Origin of the sequence: Streptomyces sp. NPDC046557 (assembly GCF_040645975.1) — a bacterium.
In the GTDB taxonomy this organism is placed as follows: Bacteria; Actinomycetota; Actinomycetes; order Streptomycetales; family Streptomycetaceae; genus Streptomyces.
Map to the genome: position 1 here is coordinate 24,224 of NZ_JBEYZH010000006.1, position 19,009 is coordinate 43,232.

The 19,009-nt window shown below is 71.6% G+C and carries 19 protein-coding genes and 1 pseudogene; 14 read left to right on the forward strand and 6 right to left on the reverse strand.

All coding sequences use genetic code 11. The features are described from left to right. Positions 1-143: 143 nt before the first annotated feature. A complete protein-coding gene (locus ABZ934_RS14805) occupies positions 144-1,022 on the reverse strand; it encodes a helix-turn-helix transcriptional regulator (RefSeq protein ID WP_361312656.1) in 879 nt (292 codons plus the stop codon). A gap of 369 nt (positions 1,023-1,391) precedes the next feature. Here ABZ934_RS14805 and ABZ934_RS14810 point away from each other — a divergent pair, with 369 nt between their 5' ends. The 4 genes from ABZ934_RS14810 to ABZ934_RS14825 all read left to right on the forward strand — a co-directional run bounded on the left by ABZ934_RS14810 (position 1,392) and on the right by ABZ934_RS14825 (position 5,382). After that, complete coding sequence (locus ABZ934_RS14810) at positions 1,392-2,699, forward strand: ice-binding family protein (protein WP_361312658.1); 1,308 nt, start codon at positions 1,392-1,394, stop codon at positions 2,697-2,699. 263 nt (positions 2,700-2,962) lie between these two features. After that, entirely contained in the window at positions 2,963-3,619 is a 657-nt protein-coding gene (locus ABZ934_RS14815) for a DUF5819 family protein (protein WP_361312659.1), read from the forward strand. 67 nt (positions 3,620-3,686) lie between these two features. Next, positions 3,687-4,754 (forward strand): HTTM domain-containing protein, encoded by a 1,068-nt coding sequence (locus ABZ934_RS14820; protein ID WP_361312966.1) that lies wholly within the window; start codon positions 3,687-3,689, stop codon positions 4,752-4,754. Positions 4,755-5,181: 427 nt separating this feature from the next. Then, positions 5,182-5,382, forward strand: coding sequence for a hypothetical protein (locus ABZ934_RS14825; protein WP_361312661.1), 201 nt, complete (start codon positions 5,182-5,184; stop codon positions 5,380-5,382). Between the two features lie 205 nt (positions 5,383-5,587). On the opposite strand, the gene ABZ934_RS14830 is transcribed toward ABZ934_RS14825, so the two are convergent. After that, positions 5,588-6,088, reverse strand: coding sequence for a DUF5994 family protein (locus tag ABZ934_RS14830; RefSeq protein ID WP_361312663.1), 501 nt, complete (start codon positions 6,086-6,088; stop codon positions 5,588-5,590). A 291-nt stretch (positions 6,089-6,379) separates the two neighbouring features. On the opposite strand from ABZ934_RS14830, the gene ABZ934_RS14835 reads away from it, so the two are divergent. The 6 genes from ABZ934_RS14835 (at position 6,380) to ABZ934_RS14860 (ending at position 10,400) form a co-directional block, all read left to right on the forward strand. Continuing rightward, a complete protein-coding gene (locus tag ABZ934_RS14835) occupies positions 6,380-6,955 on the forward strand; it encodes a DUF5994 family protein (protein ID WP_361312665.1) in 576 nt (191 codons plus the stop codon). 5 nt (positions 6,956-6,960) lie between these two features. Further along, complete coding sequence (locus tag ABZ934_RS14840) at positions 6,961-7,149, forward strand: hypothetical protein (protein ID WP_361312667.1); 189 nt, start codon at positions 6,961-6,963, stop codon at positions 7,147-7,149. A 98-nt stretch (positions 7,150-7,247) separates the two neighbouring features. Beyond that, positions 7,248-7,514, forward strand: a complete 267-nt coding sequence (locus ABZ934_RS14845; protein ID WP_361312668.1) for a hypothetical protein — start codon at positions 7,248-7,250, stop codon at positions 7,512-7,514. Positions 7,515-7,561: 47 nt separating this feature from the next. Then, positions 7,562-7,846, forward strand: a complete 285-nt coding sequence (locus tag ABZ934_RS14850; protein ID WP_361312669.1) for a hypothetical protein — start codon at positions 7,562-7,564, stop codon at positions 7,844-7,846. 404 nt (positions 7,847-8,250) lie between these two features. Beyond that, positions 8,251-9,789: an alkaline phosphatase gene (locus ABZ934_RS14855; RefSeq protein ID WP_361312671.1), complete on the forward strand. Its 1,539-nt coding sequence runs from the start codon at positions 8,251-8,253 to the stop codon at positions 9,787-9,789. A 62-nt stretch (positions 9,790-9,851) separates the two neighbouring features. Beyond that, positions 9,852-10,400 carry a hypothetical protein gene (locus ABZ934_RS14860; protein ID WP_361312673.1) on the forward strand — a complete coding sequence of 183 codons (549 nt, stop codon included), beginning with the start codon at positions 9,852-9,854 and terminating at the stop codon, positions 10,398-10,400. A 93-nt stretch (positions 10,401-10,493) separates the two neighbouring features. Here ABZ934_RS14860 and ABZ934_RS14865 read toward each other — a convergent pair whose 3' ends face one another. Genes ABZ934_RS14865 through ABZ934_RS14875 form a run of 3 tightly spaced genes read right to left on the reverse strand, consistent with a single transcriptional unit; the run spans position 10,494 to position 13,893 of the window. Continuing rightward, entirely contained in the window at positions 10,494-11,426 is a 933-nt protein-coding gene (locus ABZ934_RS14865; RefSeq protein ID WP_361312675.1) for an MASE1 domain-containing protein, read from the reverse strand. A gap of 49 nt (positions 11,427-11,475) precedes the next feature. Continuing rightward, on the reverse strand, positions 11,476-12,303 hold the full coding sequence (locus ABZ934_RS14870; protein WP_361312676.1) for a PP2C family protein-serine/threonine phosphatase: 828 nt from the start codon (positions 12,301-12,303) through the stop codon (positions 11,476-11,478). Positions 12,304-12,363: 60 nt separating this feature from the next. Continuing rightward, positions 12,364-13,893, reverse strand: coding sequence for an alpha/beta hydrolase (locus ABZ934_RS14875; protein WP_361312678.1), 1,530 nt, complete (start codon positions 13,891-13,893; stop codon positions 12,364-12,366). Between the two features lie 189 nt (positions 13,894-14,082). Between ABZ934_RS14875 and ABZ934_RS14880 the strand changes: the two genes are divergently transcribed. Both ABZ934_RS14880 and ABZ934_RS14885 read left to right on the forward strand, forming a co-directional pair. Next, a complete protein-coding gene (locus ABZ934_RS14880) occupies positions 14,083-14,691 on the forward strand; it encodes a GNAT family N-acetyltransferase (RefSeq protein WP_361312680.1) in 609 nt (202 codons plus the stop codon). A 114-nt stretch (positions 14,692-14,805) separates the two neighbouring features. After that, positions 14,806-15,582, forward strand: a pseudogene (locus ABZ934_RS14885) (SigB/SigF/SigG family RNA polymerase sigma factor); the annotation flags it as partial. A gap of 106 nt (positions 15,583-15,688) precedes the next feature. Here ABZ934_RS14885 and ABZ934_RS14890 read toward each other — a convergent pair. Then, entirely contained in the window at positions 15,689-16,042 is a 354-nt protein-coding gene (locus ABZ934_RS14890; protein WP_361312967.1) for an ATP-binding protein, read from the reverse strand. A 362-nt stretch (positions 16,043-16,404) separates the two neighbouring features. On the opposite strand from ABZ934_RS14890, the gene ABZ934_RS14895 reads away from it, so the two are divergent. Both ABZ934_RS14895 and ABZ934_RS14900 read left to right on the forward strand, forming a co-directional pair. Continuing rightward, positions 16,405-17,145 carry an SDR family oxidoreductase gene (locus ABZ934_RS14895; protein ID WP_361312681.1) on the forward strand — a complete coding sequence of 247 codons (741 nt, stop codon included), beginning with the start codon at positions 16,405-16,407 and terminating at the stop codon, positions 17,143-17,145. A 234-nt stretch (positions 17,146-17,379) separates the two neighbouring features. Continuing rightward, on the forward strand, positions 17,380-18,741 hold the full coding sequence (locus ABZ934_RS14900; RefSeq protein WP_361312682.1) for an aspartate aminotransferase family protein: 1,362 nt from the start codon (positions 17,380-17,382) through the stop codon (positions 18,739-18,741). Positions 18,742-19,009 lie beyond the last annotated feature (268 nt).

Consider the following 19,009-nt stretch of genomic DNA (forward strand, 5'->3'; position numbering starts at 1 on the left):
CGGCGAGGCCGAACGCCGTCGCGGTCCGCCACGCCTGGCCGGGCAGGGCAGGGCGAACCCTCGTGTTCAGTCGGGGGCGGCCTCAGTGATCCGTGGCCAGGGTGTTGAGGGTGACCGAAGTCCGACGCGAAGCCGCCTGCTCCTCAGTGCGCCGCCCGGAATTCCGTGCCGACGTATGCCTTGACGATTTCGTCGAGGAACTGCCGGGCGCCGTCCGGGCTCAACGCCTGGGCCTGCAAATAGGCATACATGTCGCTGTAGAGCCGCACATCGGATCGTTTCTCCAGATAGAGGTCGCCGGTGAACCTTTCCAGATACACCACATTCACATCGGCGGCGTCGGAGAATTCGAGCAGGGAGAACTGTCCGGAGACACCGGGGTGCGCCCCCACCTCGTGCGGGAGCACCTGCACGGTGATGTGCGGCTGGGCACCGAGGCTGTTCAGATGCTCCAGTTGTTCGCGCATGACCTCGCGGCTGCCCACGACGCGCCGCAGCGCCGCTTCGTCCAGTACGGCCCATAAGCGCAGCGGGTTGTCGGGAGCAGCCAGCCGGTCCTGGCGCCGCAGCCGTACCTGGAGGCGGGTGGCAGCCTGGTCGGCGGTGGCGTGAGGGATCGTTCCTGCGATGACCGCCCGGGCGTAGGCGGGGGTCTGCAGCAGGCCCGGGATCACCAGGGGCTCGTAGGTCCGGATCGCGACGGCCTCGGCCTCCAGGCCGATGTAGGCGCCGTACGCGATGTCGCCGTAGGCGTTCCACCAGCCCTGTCGGCCCGATTCCCGGGCCAGCCGCATCAGGTCGTCGACGAGCCGCTGGTCCTGGACTCCGTACAGCCGGCAGAGATCGCGCACGTCGCGCGGCTTGATGAGGCGGCGGCCGTTCTCCAAGAGGCTGATCTTGGGCTGGGAGATCAGCAGTCGCTCCGCCACATGCTGCGTCGTCATACCGCCGGCCTGCCGGAGCCGGCGTAGCTCCGATCCCAACCGGCGCCTGCTGACGGTTGGATTGACGTCGACGCCCACGGGATGTGTTCCTCCGCTCCTTGCCTTGTTCCGGTGAGCACACTGCCATGCCCCAGGGGGAGTTGGATCCGTCCTGGTGTTGTGTCGCGCACGGCCGCCAATCGATTCGGTTCCCACCGTTGCCTCATGGATTGCGGAGCCCAGGCCGCAGGTCCATAGAAATACCGGCTTCCCCCACACGGCTCATTAATCTGATTCAGTTATTCGCATTATCGGCCCGTCGGCGCGAATGGCGGATGAGACGGAAATCGCCGAACAAATCCCGACTTTTTGCAGGTTTCTGCGTAATATGCCAGCCACAGTGAGACGGTCCTGTGCGGTCGAGACCGTCAATTACGTCACCATCCACTCATAGGAGTTGGCCCCTCGATGACGCTGAATATCTCTGGCGCGGCGCTAAAGCGCACAACGCCGGTCTGGATCGCGACGGTACTCGCCACGGTGATCGCTTCCGCCGTGGTCGCGGTGACGCCGACCCGGGCACATGCGATCGCAACACCCGTACCTCTGGGCACGGCCGCCAGCTTTGCCGTGCTGGCCGGCTCGGAGATCACCAACACCGGCCCCACGGTCATCACCGGCGACCTCGGAGTGAGTCCGGGAACAGCCATCAGCGGATTCCCGCCCGGGATCGTGAACGGTACCGTGCACTCCGGGCCGGTCGACCCCGTGGGCCTCCAAGCCAAGAGCGACCTGGTCGTGGCGTACGACAACGCCGCCGGCCAGCCGGCGGACGCGACTCTTCCCCCGGACGCCGGGGGCCTGACGTTGGTTCCCGGTGTGTACAACGCCCCCTCCACTCTCGGACTCACCGGCACCCTCACCCTGAACGCCCAGGGCAACCCCAACGCCGTGTGGGTGTTCCAGGTCGGTTCGGGTCTGACGACGGCAAGCTCCAGCAACGTGTCCCTCATCAACGGGGCCTCGCCCTGCAACGTGTTCTGGCAGGTCGGAAGTTCGGCCACCCTCGGCACCGAGACCAACTTCGTCGGCACCATCATGGCCCTGACCTCCATCTCGCTGACCACGGGCGCGGACATCGACGGACGGGCGCTGGCTCGTAACGGCGCGGTGACGATGGACACGAACACGATCAACCGCGGGTCGTGTGCCGCCGGCACCACCGGCGGAACCACGGGCGGTCTGGTCACGGGCGGCGTCGTCGCCGGCACCACGACCGGTGGCCCGACGACCGGTGGCCCGACGACGGGTGGCACCACGACCGGTGGCCCCACGACCGGTGGCCCCACGACTGGCGGCCTGCTCGGCGGTGTACTCGGCGGTGCGACGACCGGCGGCGCCAATGGCGGCCTGCTCGGCGGCGTGCTCGGCGGTGTGACGACGGGCGGTGGCCTCGTAGCGGGTACCACGACGGGCGGCGTCACGGGCGCGACGACGGGCGCGACGACGGGCGGAACCAACGGTGGCACAACCGGCGGTGTTCCCAAGCCGCCCGGCAAGCCCGGCAAGCCTGGTTGGCCTGGTCATGACGTCCCCGAGTGGCCCGGTCACGACAAGCACGACAAGCACGAGCAGCAGGGCCGTCCCGACCACGGGGATCACGGCGAACACGAGCACGGGCACCACGAGGGGCCCGACCACGGTCAGCCCGAGGAGCCCGACAACGGCTACGGCGGTCCGGGCGACGAGCACGACGGCTGGGGCCACGACGAGTGAGGACTCCGCACGCCATGCGGATCGTCTGCGGTAAGTCGCGCGTAGCTCCCGAGGCGGCCTGAATGCCCAGGCAGTCACGCGCGACACACGAGTAGGGCGGGTGGCGCGCGGCGGATCGTCCTCGGTCCGTCGTGCGCCGCTCGCGCAAGCCGGAAGGAGCGGATGGGTGAGCAGTCGGGATGGGAAGGCCGGGTGTGATCGTGCCGGGTGGCGTCACGTCAGCGGACGTGAAGGAAACGGAGCACTCAGGATCCGGGCCTGCGGTGGAGGCCCACGACGGCGGTCCGGAGTCGTACTCGGGCGATTCCGGGCCGCGCCGCCCGCTGGGGGTGGGAACAGGCACCTTCATCGTCCTGTGCCTGGCAACGGCGCTGATCCATGTGCTCGCGGTCTTTCTTCATGTGGCACCGCCGAATGCCGTCTCCCAGCTCTACAGCGGGCCGATCAACGCGTGGGTCTATCCGCTCTTCGAGCAGAACTGGCGCCTCTTCGCCCCGGATCCGGAGTCGGTCAACCGCAAACTCTCGGCGAGGACCAGGTACGCCGCCCCTGACGGCAGTGTGCGGGTGAGCGGCTGGTTCGACCTGAGCGCCGTGGACGAATCCGCCGTCGAGCACGACCCCTTCCCGAGCCACACGGCACAGAACATGCTGCGTCGCGCCTGGAGTTCCTACCTCGAAGCGTTCGGCGGTGACGACGAGCCGCATTCGGAGCGGGCCGTGATGATGCGGACGTACCTGCGCAACATCGCGGCGGACCGCGTCGCCGCCCACCGGCGCGGTTCCTTCGACTCCATCCAGCTTCGGGTGATCACGCTCCCCGTCACCGCCTCGGACGCCTCAGGCGCTATCCGCCAGGCCGCACCCATCGACACCCGTTACCTGCCGTGGTGGAAGGTGGCCCCCCATGGAACAGACTGAGCCGACACCGACACCGACACCGGCACCGACGCCGGCAGCCACGCCCACCCGACCGGCGGCGCAGCGCATGCTCGACCGCATGGGCGTGCTCGTTGCCCTGCTGATCGAGCGGCCGGTCTCCTTGTACGGCGCGGCGGTCCTACGCATCGGGTACGGACTGCTCTACCTCGTCTTCCTGCTCCGCGAGTTCCCGCACCGCGACGAGATCTGGGGTCCGGGGTCGCCCTGGACGCCCGCGCTGGCGCGGCAGCTGTTCGACCAGACCGGGTGGGTCAGCATCCTCACCCTCTCCGACAGCCGTGCGTACTTCGAATGCTGCTACGCGGCGGCTGTCCTGACGTCCGTACTGTTCATGCTCGGTTGGCGGACCAGAGTGGTGTCCGTGCTGTTCGCGGTAATCGTGGCGTCGTTCCACGCGCGGGCCGTCTTCATGACGGACGGAGGCGACAACCTCTTCCTCCTCATGGCCGTGTACCTCGTCTTCACCGCGTGCGGTCGACGCTGGTCCCTGGACGCACGCAGGAAGTCGAGGCCGGCAGCGGACGGCGGGCGGCAGCGGCGCCGGTTCCGCGAGTTCGGTCGCACCGCGAGCACCGTGCTGCACAACTGCGGCATGTTCGTCATCGCCGCCCAGGTCTGCTTCCTCTACGGATCCGCAGGCCTCTACAAGGTGCAGGGCGGCTCTTGGGGCAACGGGACCGCCCTCCACTACGTGCTGAACCTCGACCTCTTCCGGCCATGGCCCGCGCTGTCCCTCCTGTTGGACGAACACCCGGTCGCGGTCGCCGTCGCCGGTTACCTGACGGTGCTGCTGCAGGTCGCGTTCCCGTTCGTATTGTTCGGCAGGCTCAAATACCCCGTGCTGATCATGCTGGTGGGTCTGCACCTGGGGATCGCGGTCCTCTTGGGGCTGCCGATCTTCTCCGGAGTGATGGTCGTCGCGGATGCCGTGTTCCTTCCGGACCGCTTCTACCGGTCTTTGGGGTGTCTGTGTTCGCGGTCTTCCCGGCCGCCGGGCTTCGGGAAGGGGCGGGCTGCGGTCCGGGGAGAACCAGCACTCGTGCCGGCTCAGCCCGGGCCGGTGGGCCCGGTCAGCCCGACCGTCGAAGCCGTGAGCCGGCGGCCGGCGCGGTGACCGGAACCGCCGACTTCCCCGACGGCGGCACGACCATGAGCCACGTGGGCATCCACGCCGCGCGACGGTATCCGGCACGCTCCGAGGTGGAGCACCCGCCCGCATCACGATGGTCGGTCTTGGTCGTCGCACTCTCACGGGTGACGTCCGGAAGGGCGAACCCGGCGGGTGAATGTGCCGGGGTCGTTGCATCACCGTCGTCGCGGCATCACCGTCGTCGCGCCGTAGGTGCCGACGCCGGTGGGCGGGGTGGGGATCGTTTCCCTCCTCGGCACTGAAGGGACGGCCGCCCTTACGACGCTGCCACACCGCTGAGGAGCGTCATCCGTGTGCCTCGCTTCGCAGCCGACATGATGCAGACCGTCCCTGTGCGTGTCAGCGTGATCGGGAGGAATCCGAACCCCAGGCACCAAGAGGAGACGCCGTCATGGACGGTACGCAGGGCAAGCGTCAGGAGCCGGGCAAGGGCCGCGAGGCGCAGGAGCATCGTCGTCCCGGAGACCCCGCGCAGCCCCAGCCGGGCAAGCAGTCCCGCGAGAAGGGGCAGAAGCCCGGCGGGAAGGAGACCTCGCGCAGCAGGGAGAACGACCTGCTGCGCGAAGAGGACCTGCACGACGAAGGGCTCTGACCAGAGCACCAATCGCCCGCACGCCCAGAGCCTGGCCGGTCCGCGGTCACCACCCAAAGACCGGTCGTTTCGTAGTCACTGCCCAGAGACCGGTCGTTCCGCCGTCACTCCGGCCGGGCTCTGCTGCAGCCCGCCCAACGCCGAAGGAGACCGGGCCGCGCCACGGTGGCCGCCGCGCCCCCTGCTCGGCCGCTGAGGATTCGGGTCATCCTGCCGTATCGGCGGCGCCGTCCTCAGGTTGGGATGTGGTGGCGATGAGGATCTGAGCGGCCTGCGTGATGTTGTCGGCGCGGACGGCGCGGGCCATCGCTTCCCGGGCGGCGTCGACGGTGGTGTCCGGAGGAACCAGCAGCAGGGCGAAGTGGTCGTTGCGGCCCCGGGTGATGAGGACGGTGTCGTCACCGACCGGGTCGGAGTCGAGGTGCACGACCCGGCCGTCGATGACCAGGCGGGTCGGGAGGCCGTCCCAGGCGGACGCGTCCACCCCCACCCGGGTGATCGGTCCGAGATCCCCGGTCAACACGCTGATCAGCGCGGACAGTTCCGTCTCGATGTCGCGCGTGCGCGGCCACCACGCACCGTCCAGGAGCCCCTCCCGGAGGCTGGTGGTCTCCAGCCGCAACAGCGCCGTACCGGGCTTGATCGCCTGGTGGATCGCATCCGGCAGGAGCAGCGGGCGGGTGCGGGGAGTGTCGGAGTCAGCCATGAGGGTCCACCCGTCTCTCGGGTACGGCCGTACGTCGACGCAGGTCGGAGCCGATACCGACGCCGGTGCCGGCCGGCGACGTGCGCCGGCCTGCCGCCGTTTCACGATACTCCCGCCGCCCGCTTCGCCGCCCGCGGGAAACTGCCTGGTCACGCCGGTCAGAGTCTGCCGAACAGGCGTACAGTGAAAGCACCGGGAGTACTTCGCACACCGGCTTTCACGCAGGTGTCATTTCCGGCGATCGCCTAGAAACCGGGCTGCCGAAGGGCAGCCTCAGGGCAGGTCCGTATCATGACCACCACCCTTGACCGGACCGCCTCGCGCGACCTCGCCGCAGAGTTCCCGGCCCGCTTGTCCCTCACCCCGAAGACCACGCTCGCCGGCCGGCTGGACGGGGCATGGTGGCCGCGCTCCCGCGACCTCGAGGCCGAGCTCCCACCGCTCGTCGCCGCCCTGGAGGAACCCTGGGGCCGCGTCACCCGCGTCACGGTCAACCCCACCCGCTGGCCCGTCGTCCCGCACACGGTTGCCATGGACGGGCGCACGCTGCACGTGGGCTGGTTCACCGAACAAGACCCCGACAAGCTGATCCTGCTCGCCTACACCGTCGGCCGCTGGGACCTCCTGGTGGTCCCGCCCGAAACCGGGCCCGCAGCCGCGGCCCGGCTGATGGCCGCCGCCGCGATCCCGGGCAGCGTCCTCACCGCGGACGTCCTCATGGCCAACGAGACCGTCATCGGGCGCGGCATCCGCGACGCCCGCCGCCGGGAGGCCACGTGGGAGGGCGAAGGCGGGGCCTGCATGTCACCCTCCGGGAACCCGATGGGCAGATCCGCCCTGCCGCTGCCCGGAAAAGGCTGGAGGTGAGCTCCGTGGAGACCATCGTCCTCATCGCGGTGATCATCCTCATGATCGGCATCGGAATGCGCTGGATCCATCTGCTGAACGCCCAGCACGACGCGCGGATCGCGGCCTACCACTTCAGCGACCCCCTGCCGAGGCCTTCCGGCCTGCCGGACGACACCGGTCGTCGAGCCCACCACGCGGATGCCGACCGGTGAGGGAACAGACCTTCCTCCGACGGGGGGCAGCGGTCGGGGTGCCTCGCGCACCCCGACCTGCCGGCCCTTCGCCCACCCCCGAAGGGAAGCACGCCCACGTGAAGGACATCGAGCCCCAGACAATGCCGTCGCTCGGGCACGCCGAGGTACGGATCACCGCACACACACCGGAAGCCGCCCGCGCGGTCGCGGAGGCGTTGCGCAGCTGTTTCGCAGGCGCGGAACAGCGCAGCTACCCCGGCCTCGACGGCGACACCCGCCTTCACCTCACCGTGGACACGACGGCACCCGCCGGACCTGCCCGTTCGTGGCTGGCCGCCAGTAGGACCCCCGTCGGCTGCGGCGCCCACTCCGACGAGATCTGAGAAGCCCCGACCGGCTCCGGAGCCCCCACACACGAAAGGACGCGGTCATGGCCACACTGCGCGAACGCAAGACCTACCGCGATCAGGTGCTCCAGGTCCTGTACGAAGCCGTCGAAGGCAACCGCCTCCTCGGCATCACCGGAGCACAGCTGCGACGCGATCTACACATGCCGGAAGAGGACTTGGCCGCCGCCTGCACCTACCTGGCGGGCGAAGGGCTGATCACCGTCGACTGGGAGCCGGGCAACACCCCCGCGATGGTCACCCTCACCCACGGGGGAATCCGGCGCATGGAGGCCGAGGAGGAAGGAACGGCCACGGGCCCGGCCTGATCCTCCGTACGACAGCCCCTGGATACGGGCGAACTTCTCGGTCTGGTGGGCGAACTCCTGGGCCATGGCCGAGCCGACCGTCGGCTTGGTGTCGCTGATGGCGCCCAGGTAGTCCTCGGTGGTGGGGCGGGCCCGGGTTCCGGTGTCGAAGGTGCGACGACGACACCCGTCGGCTCCTGCGCAGGATCGCGGGCCTGGCGGCCGACCTGCCGGAGACCGCCGGCGGGAGTGGGCATTGGACTGACGGCGGCGCGGTCAGGGTGATCCGACGGTCGCCGTCCCGGCCGGCGGAGGCGCGGTTCTTGGCGTTCGGGTGGTGGTTACGTGTTGAGAAGGGACCGTTCATGCGGCGCTCATAGCTTCGAGGGGACCGCGTCGTCCTTCCCGAGGGGATCTCCCAGCACATGCGCCGCAGACCAGTGAAGACGTTGACCGTTCTGGCCCTCGCGGGGGCCGTGGCCGCGGGGACGGCGACCACCGCCGACTCCGCGCCGCAGAACGACGGACGTGGCAAGGAAATCCGGAACGTCATCTACCTGCTCGGTGACGGAATGGGCCGCACGCACGTCACGGCCGCCCGCGACCGGTACTACGGCGCCGGCGGGAAGCTCACCATGGAGACCCTCCCCTTCACGGGCGCGGTCGCCACGTACGCCGTCGAGAAGGGCACCGCCAAGCCGTCCCTGGTCACCGACTCGGCCAGCTCCGCGACCGCCTGGTCGACGGGCTTCAAGACGTACAACGCCGCGATCGGCGTGGACTCGTACGAGAAGAAGGTCGCCACGCTGATGGAGCAGGCCAAGGCGGCCGGCTTCGCCACGGGCAACGTCTCCACGGCCGAGATCACCGACGCCACCCCGGCGGCGCAGTTCAGCCACGCGCTGCTGCGCGGCTGCCAGGGCCCGACGTACTCCGACGCCGCCTGCCTCCCCAAGAACGAGGACGGTACGTACGAGGCCGCGCCCGCCGACAAGACGCTGATCACGCCGATCGCCGAGCAGATCGCCCGCAACGGCACCGCAGACGTCGTCTTCGGCGGCGGACTCGCCCGCTTCGAGCCGGACGACCAGAAGGCCCTCCAGGCCCAGGGCTACCAGGTGCTCGGCAACTTCGGCGACGCCAAGCTGCCCGCCCAGAGCGCCGCCAGCCAGAAGGTCGCCACCAAGGCCGACCTCGACAAGGCCGACGGCAAGAAGGTCATCGGCCTCTTCAACCGCGGTAACCTGACGGTCGAGCAGGCCAAGGCGGGGCTGCCCGCCGACGCCCCGCAGAAGCAGGAGCCGACGCTGGCCGACATGGCCCGCAAGTCCATCTCGCTGCTCTCCGACCGCAAGCAGCAGGAGCGCGGCAAGGGCAAGGGCTTCTTCCTCCAGATCGAGGGCGCCCAGATCGACAAGCGCTCGCACGCCAATGACGCCGCGCAGACGCTCGGAGAGGTCAAGGCGTTCGACGACGCGGTGAAGGCCGCGTACGACTTCGCGAAGAAGGACGGCCACACGCTGGTGATCGTCACGGCCGACCACGAGTGCGCCGGCTTCAACATCATCGAGCACGGCACCTACACCAACGCCGAGGCCGCCGCGCCCCCGGCCAACACCGACGCCGGCAACCCGGCGAACAACGGCACACCGTCGCGCGCCACTTCGGGCGCCAAGGACACCACCCGCTCGACCGGCATCGTCAACGGCGCGGGCTCGGGTGACGCGAAGAACTTCGCCCCGGCCACGTTCCGCACCCCGGACGACGCGCCGGGCGTGAAGGACGGCAGCCCCGAGGCGAGCCTGTGGCTGACCTACCTGTCGGGCAACCACACCGGCGCCGACGTGCCGATCTTCGCCTACGGCCCGAACGGCAGCGCGTTCGCCGCGAGCCAGAACAACACCGAGCTCTACACGAAGATGTACCGCTCGCTGTTCGGCCGTTCGCCGCAGCAGCAGCACTGACCCTCGCGCACCGGGGCCGGGGGACGCACTCCCCCGGCCCCGTCCCCTTTCAGGAGCGTTCGATGAGACACCCCCGACACCCCCTGCGCCGTGCCGCGGCCACGCTGGTCCCGGCCGCGATCGTGCTCGCCCTCGTCACCGGTTGCTCCGGCGGCGCGCCGCACGCCGCCCCCGGGGGGGAGCCGATCGCCGCCGCCTCGCCCGTGGTGCTGCCCGCGCCGCGCAGCGCGCCCGCCCCGGCCGCCGTGCTCGCGCAGCCCGCCCGGGAGGGCGAAGTACGCGTCGAGCAAGGTCCGTTCACCGATCGCGTACGGCTGGACCAGCTCACCCTCACCGACCGGCAGACCGTCACCGGGCACGTGGCCATCACGGCGGACGTCAGCGACACCCTGGCCCTCGAACTGGCGGTGGCCTACTACGACGCCTCCGGCCGGCTCGTGGGGACCGGGGCGTTCCGGTACCAGGAGGAGGGGGAGGACGCGCACGGCACCGAACACCACGACGGGCCGCGCGCGGCGGGCGACGGCATCGACTTCACCGTGTCGCCGGGCAAACTCACCGGCACCCCGGCCGGCGCCGTGCTGACCGTCCCGGTGCTGGTCAGCGAGTAGCCGCCCGGGCGGCAAGCAGCCGCGCGGGGCAACGAGCGACCGCCCGGGTCGGCAGGTAGCGGCGCGGGCGAAAGAGCAGCCGCGCGGGCGGGTTCAGCCCCGGGCGCGCGGGGAGAGCCGGTTCACCAGCTCGGCCAGGTCCTCGCACGCCTGCTGGATCTTCACGCGGACGTTGTTCTGCTCGGTGACCAGCGCCGACAGCAGCAGCGCGGTCAGGGCCACCGAGCCGTTCAGGGCCATCAGGTTGGCCATCACCTCCAGGATGCCGTGGTGCGCGAACGGCCCCGCCCGCGCGGTGGCCGCCGAGACGGTCGCGACCGAGATCAGCAGCGCGCACGGCGCCGCCCCCGCCAACTGGAAGCGGACGGCGGCCCAGATCAGCAACGGGAAGACCAGGAAGAGCAGCGAGAGCGTACTGCGTGTCACCAGCAGGGTGACCAGCACGGCCACGGCCAGCAGGGCCGCCGCCTCGGCCGTCCGGTAGACGTCGCGGGGCGGCCTCATGCGCGGCAGGGCCAGCAGCACGGGCGTCACCACGAGCACCCCCATGGCGTCCCCGGCCCACCAGGCCGCCCACACCGGCCAGAACCCGTCCCACGGCAGGCTCCCGGTGAGCGCCAGCACCCCGGCGCCGAAGGTCGCGCTGAGCAGCATCGGGAGCAGCCCGCCCAGGAACACCAGGGCCAGCCCGTCGCGCAGCCGGTCCAACTCGGGGCGGAACCGGGCCCGGCGGAGCATCGCGTAGGCGCACAGCGGGGCGAGGGTGTTGCCCGCGATGATGACCGACCCGCTCAGGTCGACCGGGCCGAGCGTCCGCATGACCAGGTACGTGCCCAGGGCGATGCCGGGCCATATCCCCACCCCCCGCCACAACAGCGCGGCGACGGCGATTCCGGTCGGCAACCACAACGGCGTGACCTGCGCCCCCGCGACGACCAGGCGCTGGAGCAGGCCCAGCCGACCGGTCGCGTAGTAGGCGGCGGCGACCGCGAGGATCCACAGCGCCTGGCGCAGTGAGGTGCTCATCCCACGTATGAGACAACGGCGCCGGCCTCGCGCGGGTTCCTGACACGCGCTATCCGTGCGGCGGCGCGTCGTGCCGCAGGACGAGGACCGCCGCGTCGTCCGCGTGACCGGTGGAGTCGGCCACCCGCAGTACCTCGGCGGCCAGCTCCTCCGGATCGGCCGCCGCGCCGTCCCGCACCACCCGGACCACCTGCCCCAACCCCGTCTCGATCGGGAACGACGGCCCCTCTACCACCCCGTCGGTGAGCAGGACGTACGCGCCCGCCCGCGCGAGGGGCCGCGTCGTCACGGGGTAGTCGCCCCCGGACAGCACGCCCAGCGGGAGGCCCCCGTCGTCCTCCGCGATGCCGTACGCGCCGTCCACCGTGGCCCACACCGCCGGGATGTGCCCGGCGCGGGCGCCTTCGAGCCGCCAGGTGCGGGGGTCGAAACGCAGGAAGCTACAGGTCGCGAAGAGGTCGCGGCCGACCGACAGCAGCAGGTCGTTGGCCCGGCCCAGCACGTCGCCGGGGTCGGCCGCGGCGGCGGCCACCGCCCGCAGCGCTATCCGGATCTGGCCCATGAAGGCCGCCGCCTCCACGTCGTGGCCCTGTACGTCGCCGATGGAGAACGCGAGCGACCCGTCCGGGAGCCGGAAGCCGTCGTACCAGTCACCGCCGATGTCCAGGCCGTGCCGGGCGGGCGCGTAGCGGGCCGCGGTCCGCAGCCCCGGCACGTCGGGGAGCGACGCCGGCAGCATCTCGCGTTGCAGGGCCTCGGCCAGCTCCACGCGGGCCTGCTGGAACTCCGCCCCCAGCCGCGCCTGGGCGGTGAGCCGCCCGAGCGTGGTCAGGAGGTCGTCGGCGCTCGCCGGCCGTGGGGAACGACGCGGGGTCATGGACCGCTCCCTCTGGACGACCGGTTCTCCCTGTCCTGCACCCCAGCGTAGGGGCGCGGCTCAGCGCCCGCAGTACGTGTCCGCCCGCGGCCGCTGCCCGGTGGTGAGGAACCGGGTCACCGCCCGGTCGCCGCAGGCGTTGCCGGTGCCCAGGTAGGAGCCGTGGCCGCCCGCGTCGACGGTGACCAGCCGGGCCCGCGCGCCGAGCGCCTCGCGCATCTTGAGGGCTCCGGCGTACGGGGTGGAGGGGTCCCGCAGGTTCTGGATCATCAGGACGTTGGACGGCCCGTTCGAGGTGATCCGCGTGGGCTGCTCCGCCGGGCGGTCCTTCCAGAAGGCGCAGGGGGTGATGTTCGCCGGCATCCCGGCCGTGAGCGGGTGCGCGCTCCGATCGGCGGCCACGGCGCGCTCGTACGCGGCGGCGTCCTTCGGCCAGCTCACGTCGTTGCAGACGACCCCGACCGTGACCGCCGCGTCGGCGTCCGGCATGGGGCCGGAGACGTCGGGCGTCAGGACGGGTACGGCGGCCGGATCCTGGGCGGCCCGCAGGAGCCGGGCGACGGGGGCGAAGGAGTTGCCGTAGAGGCTGGTCTGGAGCGCTTGGAGCAGCCGCGCGCCGGTCAGCGGCACGCCCGGGACGTTCGACGGCCGGGGCTCGCGGTCCAGCCGCGCCGCGACCTCCAGGACCAAGGGGCGTACGTCCTCGGGGCGGGCGGCGAGCCGCAGGTTGTCGGCGTCACGGGCCGGGTCGGCCGCCCAGGCCGCGAAGTCGGGGAAGCGGTCGTCGGCGCCGACCGACATGTTCGCGAGCCAGCCGCGCGCCACGCGGGACGGGTCGGGGTCGCCGCTGCTGTCCAGCACCCAGCGGTCGGTGTGCTGCGGGAACCGCTGCGCGTACACCGCGCCCACGTAGGTTCCGTACGAGGTGCCCCAGGCGGAGAGCTTCCGCTCGCCGAGGGCCTGGCGGAGGCGGTCGATGTCGCGCACCTCGTTGGCGGTGGTGAAGCTGCGCAGCTCGGGTCCCCCGTGGGCGGCGCACGCCTCGGCGACCCTGCGGGAGCGGGTTGCGTTCTCCGCCGTGGAGCCGTCCGGTCCGGGCCAGGAGCGCAGAGTGACCAGGTGCCGGTCCTCCTCGGCCAGCCCGCAGGAGGCGGTGGTGCTGCCGCCGACGCCGCGCGGGTCGAGGGAGACGAGGTCGTACGCGCCGGCCAGCTCCCGGGCCAGGTCCAAGCCCTTCGACGTCAACCGCTTGACACCGGAGCCGCCCGGGCCGCCGGGGATCACCAGCAGGGTTCCACGCCGGGCCTGCGGGCGGTCGCTGCGCAGTCGGGTGACGGCGAGACCGAGCCGCCGGCCACCCGGGTCGCGGTAGTCGAGGGGGACGGGGAGCGTCGCGCACTGCTGCCCGGGCAGGGCGCCCTCATGCGTGCAGTCCTTCCAGTCGAGGACGGGCACGGTGGTGCCGGCCGGGGCTTCGGCAGCGCCGGTCAGGGCGGTGGCTCGCGGGGCGGCCGTCCCGGTCAGGGCGGCGGCGACGGCGACGGTGGACAGGGCGACGGCGGCGGCCTTGCGGCGGCGGTGGGTGGGCATGGCCCCATGCTCGTGGACCGCGCGGCGCCGCCCCATCCGGCTGCCGGGACGGCCGTACGGGGGGCTTCCCCCCCGGGATTCCCTACGGGGCTCCGGCCGGGCGGTACCTGCGCCGGGGGCGGCGGTGACCGCGTAGAGGGCCGGGCGGTGCCTGCGCCGGGGGCCGGGCGGGTGCCTACGCTGGCGGGCATGACGACGACGCTGCTGCGCGGGCTGCCCGAGGGCGGCGGGGTCCGGGACCGGGTCGCCGAGTTGTACTGGGACGCCTGCGGGGCGCAGCTCGGCGCCACCCTGGGACCCGCCGCGGCCGGGCGGCGGTTCATCGCCGCGCACCTGCACCCGGACCGCGCGCTGACCGCCGTCTCCGAGGACGGCCGGGTGCTGGGCGTGGCCGGCTACCAGCTCGCCGGCCGGGGCCTGATCGGCGGCGACACGGCCGCGGTAAGGGCGGAGTACGGGCCGGTCAGGGGCGTGTGGCGGGCGTACCTGTGGACCCTTTCGGCGCGCACCGCGGCGCGCGGCGAGCTGGTCGTGGACGGCATCGCCGTGGACGCGGCCGAGCGTGGCCGCGGGGTGGACGCGCTGCTGCTGGAGGGTGTCGAGGCGGTCGCCGCGGAGCAGGGGTGCCGCCGGATCCGGCTGGACGTGCCCGCCGCCGACACGGCCGCGCGGGCGCGCTACGAAGGGCTCGGGTTCCGGCCGGTCCTGGTACCCCGGACGCCGTGGCCACGGGACGTACTGGGCTTCGGGGCGGTGACGACCCTGCACAGATCCGTGCCGCCGCAACCCGGGACCTGAACCGGAAGACCCGAAAAAAACTTCGGGTATGGAATGGTTCGGGCGGGTATATCCCCGTGGACAGCGCAACGACGGCCCCGATCCGGGACCCCTCCGTCGCAGGAGCGCAGACTGATGGACCGTACAGAGCTCACAGACGTCGCGACCCATGAGGCCAGGGCCCTCTCGGTGGCCCTGTTCCGCAGGCTGGCCGGGCTGCAGGAAGGCACGGCGGAATACTCGTACGTCCGCAACACCCTCGTCGAGTTGAACATCAGCCTGGTGCGGTACGCCGCCCGCCGGTTCCGCGGCCGCAGCGAGCCGATGGAGGACATCGTCCAGGTCGGCACGATCGGCCTGATCAAGGCGATCAATCGGTTCGACCCGGCCCGCGGTGTCGAGTTCACCTCCTTCGCCATGCCCACCATCACCGGAGAGATCAAGCGGTTCTTCCGCGACACGAGCTGGGCCGTGAAGGTGCCCCGCCGCCTCCAGGAACTGCGGATCGACACGGCCAAGGCACACGACGCCCTGGAGCAGGACCTCGGCCGCGAGCCCACCGACGCCGAACTCGCCGAGCACCTGCACGTCACGCCGGAGGAGCTCGTAGAGGGTCGCAAGGCGGCGCGCGCCTACTCCGCGCGCTCCCTGGACGCACCGGCGCAGGAGGAGAGCGAGCGCGACCCGTACGCCGCGCCGACGGCGCTGGGCGAGGAGGAGGCCGCGTACGACCTCATCGAGTGCCTGGAATCGCTCAAGCCGATGCTGGCCGGGCTCTCCCCGCGCGAGCGGACCCTGCTGGAGCTGCGTTTCGGGCAGGAGCTGACCCAGTCCGAGATCGGCGGGCTGCTGGGGCTGTCGCAGATGCACGTCTCGCGGTTGCTCAACCGCACCCTGACCCGGCTGCGCGAGGAGTTCCTCACGGACGGGCAGGACGAGGAGACCGGGCCTGAGAACCCGGCGCCCGGTGGGGCCTCGGCGCCCCGTGGAACCAAGGGGTCCCGGCAGTCACGTGAGGTCAGTGGGCCCCGTCGGACCCGGGGGTCCCGCCCGGAAGCGCCGGCCGAGCCGGCACCGACGGACGGAACGGAGCGGGAGGCGGGACCTCCAGCCAGACCGTCTTCCCGGGGAACGCGCCGCCCGACGGTTCGGCGCCCCAGCTCCTCGCGAGCCGTTCGAGCACGATGAGGCCGTGACCTCCCGGCCGGCTCCGGTCACCCGGCGGCCGGCGACGGGGGGGCTCGGGGCTGTCGTCGCTGACCTCCACCCGCAGACCCTCCGGGCCGTGGCGCAGGATCAGTTCCCGGGGGCCACCGGCGTGCAGGCAGGCGTTGGTGACGACCTCCGAGACCAGCAGGAGCACGTCGTCCATCGCCTCGGGGTCACGCGGCCACAGCCAATCCGTGAGCGCCTGCCGCGTGAAGTCCCGGCAACGGGTGACGACACCGGTCGTCGCGCCGCCCAGGACCAGCCTCCGAGTCTGCTCGGCCACAGGGCCTCCCGTCTCCGCGCGCACGTGTCCGCACGCCCGTCTCCGCGCGCACTCCTGCGCGCCGCACCTACCCCCGCCCGGGGCAACCAATCCCGATATTCCTTTATGCACCCCTTCTCAACCACCCCGGGAACGTCACAGAATCCCGCCAGTTTCTTTCACTTAGCGGAAATGATATTCCGGGATGCGACAACTAAGCTGGTCCTCCGCCGGCCGCACCCCTACCTCCTGGAGGAAGAGCCATGCCCGAAAGTCGCGTCGCCCTGGTCACCGGGTCCTCGTCGGGGATCGGAGCGGCCATCGCCCGCCGCCTCTCCCACGCGGGCATGCGGGTCGTGGTGAACTCCGCACGCAGCGAGAACACCGGGAAGGCCCTGGCCGCGGAGCTGTCGGAGGCGGTGTACGTGCGCGGCGACGTCTCCGACGCGGCCGACGCCCGCCGCATCGCACGGACCGCCGTCGACGCCTTCGGCCGGCTGGACGTCCTGGTCAACAATGCCGGTGTCACCCGGTTCATCCCGCTGGACGACCTGGAGGCCGCGGACGCCGACACGTGGCGCGAGATCTTCGACGTCAATGTGATCGGGGCGTGGCAGATGATCACCGCGGCCGTGCCCCACCTCCGGGAGTCCGGCGCCGGCTCGATCATCAACATCTCGTCGGTCTCGGGCAGCCGGGCGCTGGGCAGCTCGGTGCCGTACGCGGTCAGCAAGGCCGCGATGAACCACATGACCCGACTGCTCGCCTCCCAACTGGGCCCGGAGATCCGGGTCAACGCGATCGCGCCCGGCCTCATCGACACCCCGTGGTACGAGGACGCGGAGCAGGTCTGGGAGAGCTCGCGCGGCTGGATCACGCGGAACGCGCCGCTCCGCCGGGTGGGCACGCCGCAGGACGTGGCGGAGGCCGCGCTCCACCTCGTGAACGCCGCCTACACGACCGGGGACGTCCTCACCGTCGACGGCGGGCGCCACGTCGTGTGACGCCGGAGGCCGGGCGGGGTGCGGACCGGGCGGGGTGCGGGCTCGTCGACCGGAACGTTTCCCACCCCCGTGCGGAAACCTCCCGATCGCCTCGCCCGACCGCCCCGACGACCCCCGCCCCGGCGACCGGCGGCCGACGCTAACCCGGCCCCGCACCCCCGTCGAAGGCGCGCCGGCCGATCCGTCAGGTCCGCCGTGGCCGGTGTCCACATTCTGGACAACTACCCTCGGATTATGAACGCAGCAGCCGACTCCCCCGCCGCCGTGAAAGACGCCGTGAAGGCCGCCGACCGGAAGCACGTCTTCCACTCCTGGTCGGCGCAGGAACTCATCGATCCGCTCGCCGTCGCGGGGGCCGAGGGTTCGTACTTCTGGGACTACGAGGGCAACCGCTTCCTCGACTTCTCCAGCGCGCTCGTCTACACGAACATCGGCTACCAGCACCCCAAGGTGGCCGCCGCCATCGCGGAGCAGGCCGGGAAGCTCTGTACCGTCGCCCCCGGTTTCGCCGTGGACGCCCGCTCCGAGGCCGCGCGCCTCATCGCCGAGCGGACCCCCGGCGACCTGGACAAGATCTTCTTCACCAACGCCGGTGCCGAGGCGGTCGAGAACGCCGTCCGGATGGCCCGCGTGCACACCGGACGCCCGAAGGTGCTGGCCGCGTACCGCTCGTACCACGGCGCCACCTCCACCGCGATCAACCTGACCGGTGACGCCCGCCGCTTCGGCAACGACTCGGCGACCGCCGGTGTCGTGCACTTCTGGGGCCCGTTCCGCTACCGCTCGCCGTTCCACGCCACCACCGACGCCGAGGAGAGCGCCCGCGCCCTGCGCCACCTGGAGGACACCATCGTCTTCGAGGGCCCGCAGTCGATCGCCGCGATCATCCTGGAGACGGTCGGCGGCGCCCCCGGCGTGCTCGTGCCGCCGCCCGGCTACCTGGCCGGGGTGCGCGACCTCTGCGACCGCTACGGGATCGTCTTCATCCTGGACGAGGTCATGGTCGGCTTCGGCCGCACCGGGAAGTGGTTCGCCTGCGAGAACTGGGACGTCACCCCCGACCTGCTCTGCTTCGCCAAGGGCGTGACCAGCGGGTACGTCCCGCTCGGCGGCGTCGCCATCTCCGCAGCGATCGCCGAGACCTTCGCCCGCCGGCCCTACCCGGGCGGACTGACGTACTCCGGTCACGTACTGGCCTGCGCCGCCGCGGTCGCCACCATCCACACGATGGAGGAGGAAGGCATCGTCGAGCAGTCCGCCCGTACGGGCGCCGAGCTGCTCGGTCCCGGCCTGCGCGCGCTCGCCGAGCGGCACCCCTCGGTCGGCGAGGTCCGGGGGCTGGGCACCTTCTGGGCGCTGGAACTCGTACGGGACGCGGAGACGGGCGAGCCGCTCGTCCCGTACAACGCCTCGGGCGCCGACAACGCGCCGATGGCCGCGTTCGGGGCGGCCTGCAAGAAAGGCGGCCTGTGGCCGCTCATCGCCGGCAACCGCATCCACCTCGCGCCGCCGTGCAACATCTCGGAGCCGGACGTGGCCAAGGGCCTGGCGATCCTCGACGAGGCGCTGTCGGTCGCGGACGCGCACATGATCTGACCTACGCGAACAGCCCCCCTCCTGTGGGGTCGCCCAATCCGTGGGTGCGGGTATTCGGACGATCCGTGCGGTGGAGATCGCGCCACGCCCGTGTTGCAATCCGTGGAGCGGTACAAAGCACCACCCAGTACCACCGAGCACCACACCCAGCACCTACGGACCGGGATGCACGTCAGTCCCGGGGCGGCCCCACGTGGCCGAACGGCGGGGAGCGGCACGCCTTCTTTTCGGGCGGACGCTGGACGCCGGGCGTACGGGATCCAGACCA

Excerpts from the sequence above, each read along its gene's own strand:
- ABZ934_RS14810 (WP_361312658.1), top strand. The coding sequence starts at position 1,392 with ATGACGCTGAATATCTCTGGCGCGGCGCTAAAGCGCACAACGCCGGTC.
- ABZ934_RS14820 (WP_361312966.1), top strand. The coding sequence starts at position 3,687 with ATGCTCGACCGCATGGGCGTGCTCGTTGCCCTGCTGATCGAGCGGCCG.
- ABZ934_RS14825 (WP_361312661.1), top strand. The coding sequence starts at position 5,182 with ATGGACGGTACGCAGGGCAAGCGTCAGGAGCCGGGCAAGGGCCGCGAG.
- ABZ934_RS14830 (WP_361312663.1), bottom strand. The coding sequence starts at position 6,088 with ATGGCTGACTCCGACACTCCCCGCACCCGCCCGCTGCTCCTGCCGGAT.
- ABZ934_RS14835 (WP_361312665.1), top strand. The coding sequence starts at position 6,380 with ATGACCACCACCCTTGACCGGACCGCCTCGCGCGACCTCGCCGCAGAG.
- ABZ934_RS14850 (WP_361312669.1), top strand. The coding sequence starts at position 7,562 with ATGGCCACACTGCGCGAACGCAAGACCTACCGCGATCAGGTGCTCCAG.
- ABZ934_RS14855 (WP_361312671.1), top strand. The coding sequence starts at position 8,251 with ATGCGCCGCAGACCAGTGAAGACGTTGACCGTTCTGGCCCTCGCGGGG.
- ABZ934_RS14860 (WP_361312673.1), top strand. The coding sequence starts at position 9,852 with ATGAGACACCCCCGACACCCCCTGCGCCGTGCCGCGGCCACGCTGGTC.
- ABZ934_RS14865 (WP_361312675.1), bottom strand. The coding sequence starts at position 11,426 with ATGAGCACCTCACTGCGCCAGGCGCTGTGGATCCTCGCGGTCGCCGCC.
- ABZ934_RS14870 (WP_361312676.1), bottom strand. The coding sequence starts at position 12,303 with ATGACCCCGCGTCGTTCCCCACGGCCGGCGAGCGCCGACGACCTCCTG.
- ABZ934_RS14875 (WP_361312678.1), bottom strand. The coding sequence starts at position 13,893 with ATGCCCACCCACCGCCGCCGCAAGGCCGCCGCCGTCGCCCTGTCCACC.
- ABZ934_RS14880 (WP_361312680.1), top strand. The coding sequence starts at position 14,083 with ATGACGACGACGCTGCTGCGCGGGCTGCCCGAGGGCGGCGGGGTCCGG.
- ABZ934_RS14890 (WP_361312967.1), bottom strand. The coding sequence starts at position 16,042 with ATGGACGACGTGCTCCTGCTGGTCTCGGAGGTCGTCACCAACGCCTGC.
- ABZ934_RS14895 (WP_361312681.1), top strand. The coding sequence starts at position 16,405 with ATGCCCGAAAGTCGCGTCGCCCTGGTCACCGGGTCCTCGTCGGGGATC.
- ABZ934_RS14900 (WP_361312682.1), top strand. The coding sequence starts at position 17,380 with ATGAACGCAGCAGCCGACTCCCCCGCCGCCGTGAAAGACGCCGTGAAG.